This window comes from Emticicia sp. MM, from assembly GCF_001649495.1.
The window spans coordinates 47131-53501 of the sequence record NZ_LXHX01000014.1 but is presented as its reverse complement, the minus strand read 5'-3'; the positions used below and the strand labels follow the sequence as shown (position 1 = coordinate 53501).

Here is a 6371-nt window from a genome sequence, read left to right as displayed (position 1 = left end):
TAAATTATTGACTATAAGATATTTATACAATATTTATAAACCGAACCTTCGTAAATTTTATAAAATTTTCACCTTTTAAGTATTAAATATTTGGAAACTCCCATCAAGTTATATCTCGAATCATACCAACAAATTTGTAAGGAAATTAATGATGAAGAACTAAGCTTTATCGAAGAACATTTGAGTATTTCTGAAATTAAAGCCAAACATTATTACTTAAAAGCAGGTCAAATTCAAAAATCAATCGGTTATGTCATTGAAGGCCTTATTAGGTCATATTACATTGACGAAAAAGGAGATGAAATCACCGTTGGTTTTATCAAAGAAAATGAATATGCCACTGATTATGGGGCATTTATTCGCCAAAAACCAAGCAAATATTATTTTAAATGCATCGAACCAAGCATTGTTGTTAATTTGCCATACACAACCATGCAGGAAGGATATAAAAAATATAAAAGTATCGAGCGTTACGGAAGATTAGTTACCGAAGAGGTTTTAGTCTTACAACAAACTCGCATTGAAAGTTTCTTATTCGAAAATGCGGAAGAACGTTACCTTAATTTTGTCAAACGTAATCCCAATTTATTCAATCGAATTTCACTTACTTACCTTTCCTCATATTTAGGTATTGAGCGTCAATCTTTAAGTAGAATCAGAAAAATGCTAATATCTAAATAATTTTGTAACAAATGTGACAAGTAAATGCTTATATGATTTCAGAATTTTGCCTCATCAAACAAAAAATATTCAGAATTATGAAATCTATTCTTTTGCTTCCTTTATGCTTTTTGCTGTGTATGAATATTACACACGCCCAAACACCACAATTTTCACTAAAAGTATCTAATATTAAAAGTTTAGCTACACTAAGAATTGCTTTTTACAAAAAAGAAAATAGCTTTCCTGACCAAAACAAATTTGAATTTGGCAAAGAGGTAAAACCCAGCAAAACTGGTGAAGTGCTACTCACATGGAATGATATTCCAGTTGGTGAATATGCCTTGGCTATTTATCAAGATTCCAATGGTAATAAAAAGTTAGATACCAATTTAGTTGGATATCCGAAAGAACCATTTGGTTTTAGTCAGAATATTAAACCTAAATTTTCAGCTCCCAATTTTGCTGAATGTAAAATAGTATTCAATAATCAAAATAACACCTTTTTCATCAATCTAATCGATTAATTTATGAATGCTTCAACTATTTTTCAGCTTGGTAACTCGATAGTACTACTAGGTTGGCTACTGCTTTTTTTCGCTCCCAAATGGAAATATACTCAACCTTTTATTCTCAACGGATTACTTGTACTGTTTGCTATTGTTTATGCTTACTTACTGCTCAGTGATATTGGTGATTTTAAATTTGATAGCTTTAGTACCCTACAGAATGTACGTGCTTTGTTCGAAAAAGACAATGCACTTGCCGCAGGTTGGCTCCATTATTTGGCTTTTGATTTATTTGTGGGTGCATACATTGTTAGAGAAATTCGAAGGCTACAAATGCCCCATTGGCTGGCCTTCATCGCCCTACCTTTTACTTTTATGTTTGGACCAATGGGCTACCTAATTTTCATCATCATCAAAACCATCAGGAAAAATGCAGTTGATTAATGATATATATAGAAGAAACAAGATTTTAGGGCATTTAGGAACCATAAATCTTCTCCTAGCGGGCTTATTACTAGCTTATTCATTTTTCAATGAAGAAGTTATTTTGGGAATAAACTCAATGATAAAACCGCTAAAATTTGCCTTAAGTATCTGGATTTACAGTTGGACGATGGCCTTTCTGTTGTATTATGTGAATGACCAAAAAAAAGTGAGAAAGTATTCTTGGTTAGCCGTCGTAGCTATGGGGTTTGAACAGTTTGCTATTGTTTCTCAGGCATTACGTGGAGAATTATCACACTTCAATCGTTCAGGTATTTATGGTATCGTATTATATGCTTTAATGGGTATTTTTATAGTTATACTAACCATACAAACACTTAGAATTAGCATTGTTTTTATACGTCAAAAAAAATATTCGATAGATAAACCTAAAGTTTTAAGCATTCAAATTGGACTTATTCTATTCGTAATTTTTAGTTTTTGGGGCGGCTACATTAGTGCAGCCAACACCCATACTGTTGGAGCAAATGATGGAGGCAAAGGGCTACCTTTTATCAATTGGAGTACGCTTGTTGGCGATTTACGCGTGGCTCATTTTATGGGTATCCATGCTTTGCAAATTATTCCAATCTTTGGTTTTTACATTTCGCAGAAGCTAAAAGAAACATCGGCTACGAATGCTGTTTGGGGATTCTCTGTTGTTTACTTTGTCTATGTCCTATTTACGCTTATTCAAGCAATGGCGGGTTTACCATTTTGGCGGATGTAAGTATTGATTTTCCTATATAAACGACCAAAAGGATTTAACCTTAAAGTTTTGGTTGTTGAGCGAAGTCAAAATGCCCAAATTTGGGCTTAGCCTTCGCTCAACAACTAATTTTGAATATATTACCCAATTTTGTATATTTTTAATACTTAAATCTTTGAAAATTTGCGATTTGAATATTTCTTTCTAACCAAAAACTATAAATCTTCAATTCACCGAAATCACTTTTTCAACATCTTGCTTTTTTGCTTTGGTTTCTCCTTTACTTGAAGGGAATTTTCTCAGAATACGTTTTACTTTTTTCTCGAAAACAGTAGCTGCATAAGCAGGATTATCAATGATTTCTTCAGCTGCTCCACGCCACACTAATTGTCCTGTTTGAGCATCTACAATATCAATAATCAGCGTCCCGTTATCATAATTTACAATTTCTGGACTTTCACAATATGTTCTTTGACTTAAATCGGGTAAATATCTTTCACCACGGTAAAAACCAGCCCCGCAAACCAAATTTTGAAACTTTTGTTCTTCGACATAAATATGAAAATCTACAAAAAAATCGGGTGTGGCAATATTTCTACGAAAACCTTTTTGAGCCAAAATCTTATCTACTTTTCGGATAATGGTTTCGTTTAGTTCTTCTGAACTATATAAAGGATGTGATGCCTTGGTAGCTTCGAGTTTATTCCAAGTATAATTTCGATATTTTTCAATGGCAATATTGGGTTCTCGCTCAATATGTAATTTTCTGCTACAAGCTCCTAATCCAATAACTAAAAATATTACAAAGCCTATTCTTTTCATGATTCTACAAAATTTTTATCAAAACTATAAATTTGGCATACATTCTATTATGATTTCGGTCAGTATTTTAAAATTTCATAATAATCAATTCTTAGAAAAATCTTATTTCTTGCAATATTTTTTATCAGAATTTTGTTAATATAAATAAGGTCTAAATCTCACCTGATTTTCTATTTTTTATCATGTTATCAAGTCTTCAATTTCTATATTTTTTTCTTAATTTTTATACAGTAAGTCCTCAAGAAGCTACCACCAATCCTTCTAAAGTTTACCACGAAACCGATGCCATTCATCAATTATATGACGAATGTAAATTGGCTGGAATCGTAAAATATGAGGCCTTTAGAGAATCAATTAAAGGGCTTTCGAAGTTTCATCCTGCCAAACCCATCATTACTATTGTGGATTTTTCTCTACCCTCAGACGTGGAACGATTTTTTGTGATTGATATTTCGAAGAAAAAATTGTTAATTTCATCTTTGGTAGCTCATGGACAAAAGTCTGGCGAAAATATAGCACACTCGTTTTCAAATAAAATGAACTCACACCAAAGTAGTTTAGGATTTTATTTGGTTGGAAGCCCAATAAAAAGTCCAAAACATGGTGATGCTCTCCTGCTGGAAGGTTTACAAAAAGGATTAAACGATAATGCTCGTCGTCGAGAGATAATTATTCATGGAGCTGCCTATGTAAGCAAATCATTTATCAATCAGTTTGGCAGACTCGGCCGAAGTCATGGTTGTCCAGCTCTACCAAACGACCTAATTCCACAGGTTTTACCTGTTCTTGCCAATGGAAGTTTGTTATATATTAGGAGTTAGAAAAACTAAAATTTTCTTAAAACTCATCACATTTTTTACTTTAATCTCAATAGTTGGCTCGATTTCGAGTTGTAAAAATAAGCAAAAAAAGAAGGTTATTTTAGCCGATGAAAGCGTTTATTCGGCAGAAAACTTTACTCATTTAACCGTTGATAGCCTTGAAATAGCTGATTTTTTCAAAACATTTGAAGCTAGCGATTCTATCAAGAATGAAGTTTTAGAGTTTTATAAGCGTAGAAACTTTCAATTTGCTTGGATTAATAAAGATGGACTCACTCATGCAGCTCCCGATTTCTACGTACAACTACAAAATTTTAGCGATGACTTTCAAGATAATTCACTAAAAAACCATACACTCGATAGTTTATTAGCTGAAGCTGAAAGTGACAGTAAAAGCTTTTTGAAGCAAAAAGACCCCATGCATAATTTAGAATTATTGCTCACCAGTACATTTTTCAAATTTGCCGATAAAGCCTATACGGGCACAACCAAAGACCCTATTGACCTTGAGTGGTTTATTCCTCGAAAAAAGAAAAACTACCAAATACTATTAGATTCTCTGGTGTCAGCGAAACAAACCAATAGAGTACAAGAGCCTGTTAATCAATACTATATCGCCTTAAAAGAGAAGTTACGTCAGTACAGAGAGATTCAGAAAAAAGGTGGTTTCCCGAAAATAATAACAACGCAAAAACCATTAAATACAGGAGATAGAGATTCTTTAGTGCAAAGTCTGAATGATTATTTAGTCTTAACTGGCGATTTAAAACAAAGAGATACTTCTTCAGTGTTTAGCGATTCTTTAAGTGTTGCCATCAAGCGTTTTCAGCAACGGATGGGTTTGAAAGAAACAGGAAAAATAAATGCGGCAACTTTATCCGAACTCAATATACCGATTGAAGCCAGAATCAAGCAAATGATGATTAATATGGAACGACTTCGCTGGGCCCCCGTTGAATTAGAAAATAATTATTTAATGGTAAATATTCCAGAGTTTAAACTTCACATATTCGAAAACAAAAAATTATCATGGGATATGTCGGTAGTAGTAGGGAAAGCCGCAACGAAAACCAGTATTTTTAGAGGCGATTTATCAATGGTTGTTCTAAATCCTTATTGGAATGTGCCAACGAGTATCATTCAAAACGAAATCATGCCAAAGCTTCAAAATGGCATTTCGTATCTTTCAAAGAATGATATGGAAGTCCTATCGGGAAATAAAGTCATCGACCCTTCAACTGTCGACTGGACTAAATATGCCAACAGCATTCCACCTTATAACTTCCGCCAGAGGCCTGGTAATAAGAATTCTTTAGGCAAAATAAAGTTTTTATTTCCAAATAGTTATAGCATTTATCTGCATGATACCCCCTCGAAAGGTTTATTTAATGAATCCGCACGAGCATTCAGCCACGGTTGTATTCGCCTTTCAGAACCTCGAAAATTAGCCTTGTATTTGCTTAGAAACAACCCAAATTGGAGTAGTGAAAAAGTTGATGAAATATTGGAAAAAGATGAAGAAAACTTCATTAAGCTCAAACCAGCCTTACCTGTTTATATTGTTTATTTCACAACTTGGGTAAGCAGCAACGGTCAACTCAATTTCAGGAAAGATATTTATGGTTTAGACAAAAAGCTTTCAGAGGAAGTTTTCAGTGAAATTACTGCAAAAAAAACTTTGTAAGGATTTCAGCAAGCAATTAAAATAGTATTTTTAAAGATTTTGAGTTCCTTAGGAGCTATCTATTTAGCAGCGATAGGTCGTTTCCTAAGGAACTCATTTCTATCAAATTAGGCTTCAGCACCGCAATTTTCAATCTCAAAACAGTCGAAAATTGACACGTTTCTTATTCCCCTATAACTTGTGTAGAATCTAATTTATGCTTTGTTTTTCGATTGACTTCTCTGCCTTTGTTGGTTAGTAAGTTTTTCTGCTTATAATTTCGTTGGATATCATCATTATTAACAGCCACCACAATATTTGACTTTTGATTGTTTTTGGTTTTTGCTTTATAATTTCGATTATTGGCATGCGGGTTCGTTGAATAAGCATTATTCAACTGGACTTTTGCTGGAGCATTAGAGGTATTTTTTCTACCCAAAAGCTGGTTTTGCTGTTTGTAGTTAGCCGAATTTGGAGCACTCGACTGTGCAAAGCTGGTGGTAGTTACCGACAACGTCGATAACACCACTAAGGCGTTTAGTATATTTTTCATTTTTCGAATAATATTTATTTTTTGTTTCTTGCAGAAACAATTCAAAATTATAGCTCAAATAAATACCGAGCAATAAAATAGATAAATTTTATAGGTAAAAATACCTATATTTCCAATTTTTTCAAGAATAAACAAAAGCCCCGCGAAGTTA

General features: G+C 33.3%; 8 protein-coding genes. 6 read left to right on the top strand and 2 right to left on the bottom strand.

The window, feature by feature from the left end:
• Positions 1-90: 90 nt before the first annotated feature.
• The 4 genes from A6M55_RS02195 (at position 91) to A6M55_RS02180 (ending at position 2382) form a co-directional block, all read left to right on the top strand.
• Complete coding sequence (locus A6M55_RS02195) at positions 91-681, top strand: Crp/Fnr family transcriptional regulator (RefSeq protein ID WP_064196301.1); 591 nt, start codon at positions 91-93, stop codon at positions 679-681.
• Positions 682-758: 77 nt separating this feature from the next.
• Positions 759-1187: a DUF2141 domain-containing protein gene (locus tag A6M55_RS02190; RefSeq protein WP_229235462.1), complete on the top strand. Its 429-nt coding sequence runs from the start codon at positions 759-761 to the stop codon at positions 1185-1187.
• A 3-nt stretch (positions 1188-1190) separates the two neighbouring features.
• Positions 1191-1613 carry an ABA4-like family protein gene (locus tag A6M55_RS02185; RefSeq protein ID WP_064196299.1) on the top strand — a complete coding sequence of 141 codons (423 nt, stop codon included), beginning with the start codon at positions 1191-1193 and terminating at the stop codon, positions 1611-1613.
• The gene (locus A6M55_RS02180; protein ID WP_064196298.1) at positions 1600-2382 is read left to right on the top strand and encodes a hypothetical protein; all 783 of its coding nucleotides are present in this window, start codon (positions 1600-1602) and stop codon (positions 2380-2382) included. Before A6M55_RS02185 ends, A6M55_RS02180 begins: the two co-directional genes overlap by 14 nt.
• A gap of 204 nt (positions 2383-2586) precedes the next feature.
• Here A6M55_RS02180 and A6M55_RS02175 read toward each other — a convergent pair whose 3' ends face one another.
• Positions 2587-3183, bottom strand: coding sequence for a DUF4136 domain-containing protein (locus A6M55_RS02175; protein WP_015029668.1), 597 nt, complete (start codon positions 3181-3183; stop codon positions 2587-2589).
• 182 nt (positions 3184-3365) lie between these two features.
• Here A6M55_RS02175 and A6M55_RS02170 point away from each other — a divergent pair, with 182 nt between their 5' ends.
• A complete protein-coding gene (locus A6M55_RS02170; protein ID WP_082892901.1) occupies positions 3366-4004 on the top strand; it encodes a murein L,D-transpeptidase catalytic domain family protein in 639 nt (212 codons plus the stop codon).
• Positions 3976-5688 carry a murein L,D-transpeptidase gene (locus tag A6M55_RS02165; RefSeq protein WP_015029666.1) on the top strand — a complete coding sequence of 571 codons (1713 nt, stop codon included), beginning with the start codon at positions 3976-3978 and terminating at the stop codon, positions 5686-5688. Before A6M55_RS02170 ends, A6M55_RS02165 begins: the two co-directional genes overlap by 29 nt.
• 163 nt (positions 5689-5851) lie before the next feature.
• Here the strand turns inward: A6M55_RS02165 and A6M55_RS02160 are convergent, their stop codons facing one another.
• Complete coding sequence (locus A6M55_RS02160; RefSeq protein WP_064196297.1) at positions 5852-6220, bottom strand: hypothetical protein; 369 nt, start codon at positions 6218-6220, stop codon at positions 5852-5854.
• Positions 6221-6371 lie beyond the last annotated feature (151 nt).

Excerpts from the sequence above, each read along its gene's own strand:
- A6M55_RS02185 (WP_064196299.1), top strand. The coding sequence starts at position 1,191 with ATGAATGCTTCAACTATTTTTCAGCTTGGTAACTCGATAGTACTACTA.
- A6M55_RS02175 (WP_015029668.1), bottom strand. The coding sequence starts at position 3,183 with ATGAAAAGAATAGGCTTTGTAATATTTTTAGTTATTGGATTAGGAGCT.
- A6M55_RS02190 (WP_229235462.1), top strand. The coding sequence starts at position 759 with ATGAAATCTATTCTTTTGCTTCCTTTATGCTTTTTGCTGTGTATGAAT.
- A6M55_RS02180 (WP_064196298.1), top strand. The coding sequence starts at position 1,600 with ATGCAGTTGATTAATGATATATATAGAAGAAACAAGATTTTAGGGCAT.
- A6M55_RS02170 (WP_082892901.1), top strand. The coding sequence starts at position 3,366 with ATGTTATCAAGTCTTCAATTTCTATATTTTTTTCTTAATTTTTATACA.
- A6M55_RS02160 (WP_064196297.1), bottom strand. The coding sequence starts at position 6,220 with ATGAAAAATATACTAAACGCCTTAGTGGTGTTATCGACGTTGTCGGTA.
- A6M55_RS02165 (WP_015029666.1), top strand. The coding sequence starts at position 3,976 with ATGGAAGTTTGTTATATATTAGGAGTTAGAAAAACTAAAATTTTCTTA.